This window comes from Desulfovibrio sp. An276 (genome assembly GCF_002159665.1).
Classification (GTDB): Bacteria; Desulfobacterota; Desulfovibrionia; order Desulfovibrionales; family Desulfovibrionaceae; genus Desulfovibrio; species Desulfovibrio faecigallinarum.
The window spans coordinates 1-1,129 of the sequence record NZ_NFJC01000075.1; the positions used below are offsets into that span (position 1 = coordinate 1).

At 56.4% G+C, this 1,129-nt stretch carries 2 protein-coding genes; both read left to right on the forward strand.

The window, feature by feature from the left end; all coding sequences use genetic code 11:
• Positions 1–150: transposase (locus B5F76_RS14245; protein WP_204218446.1), on the forward strand; the 150-nt coding region annotated here is incomplete at its 5' end.
• Positions 151–236: 86 nt separating this feature from the next.
• Positions 237–1,031, forward strand: a complete 795-nt coding sequence (locus tag B5F76_RS14250) for a glycerophosphodiester phosphodiesterase family protein (RefSeq protein WP_239407083.1) — start codon at positions 237–239, stop codon at positions 1,029–1,031.
• The last annotated feature ends 98 nt before the right edge of the window (positions 1,032–1,129 follow it).

Below are 1,129 nucleotides of genomic sequence, written 5' to 3' on the forward strand. Positions count from 1 at the left end.
AGGCTGATCAGAAAAAAAGGATATCCCTCCATCCAAAAGAAACTTTGGGGTGGCTCTCTCTGGTCACCAAGCTACTTTGCAGGCAGTTGCGGTGGAGCGCCGCTCTCCGGCCTTAAGCAGTATATCGAATCCCAAAGAACTCCCAATTAAAGGCAAACTTGCCAAGCTAGGGGCGCCTTATATCCTCCCCCTGAAGGGAGAGGTTTTACGGCGCGCTTGAGAAACGCCTTGTGATCATGCACGATGTGCTCATCGACACTACCACGGATGTGGCAAAGAAATTCCCCAATCGCGCCCGCAAGGACGGCCGCTACTACGCCTGCGATTTCACCTATGATGAAATCCGCTCCCTGCGCGTAACCGAACGCTTTGATGTGAAGACAGGCAAGCCGGTCTTTGCCGACAGGTTCCCGGATGCTCCCATTGCCTACCAAGTGCCCTCCCTCGAAGAGGAGTTCTACCAGGTGCAGGGCCTCAACAAATCCACCGGCCGCAACGTGAAGGTCTACGTGGAAGTGAAGGAACCCGCCTTCTTCGAGGCCCATGGGCTCGACATCCTGAAGGCCACCATTGAGATGATGACGAAGTTCGGCTACAACAATATGGAAAGCGGCGCCATTTTGCAGATCTTCGATTACGAGGCAGTGAAGCGTGCCCGTGAGCTCGGCTGGAAGGGCGAACTGTGCATGCTCGTGACCCTGAACGGCCAGGAACACAAGGACGACAAGGCCCGCCATGCCTGGCTGACCACGGAAGGCGTCAGGGACATCGCAAAGTACGCGACCATCTATGCTCCCAACTTCAATCTTCTGGCTGTGCCTTCCGCTGACGGAAAGTCCTACACCATCTCTCCTTTGGGTGATCTCGCAAAGAAGAACGGTATGAAGCTGCACGCCTGGACGCTTCGCGCAGATTCCCTGCCCAAGGGCTTCCGCACCTTTGGCGAGGTTTTGGACGTGGCCTTTGGCACCATCCGCCTGGATGGTGTCTTTTCCGATGTGCGCCCGGCATGGCGCAGTACTAGGAGGTGAAAGACCTCTGAGGGCCCGGCAGCGGGAACCTCGAGCCGAAAGACAAGGGGCTTGTCGCGAGGCAAGTTCTGAAGGAAGTCTATGGCAAACCACTGACC

Bases quoted from the DNA above. Each gene is read 5' to 3' on its own strand.
- B5F76_RS14250 (WP_239407083.1), top strand. From the start codon at position 237: ATGCACGATGTGCTCATCGACACTACCACGGATGTGGCAAAGAAATTC.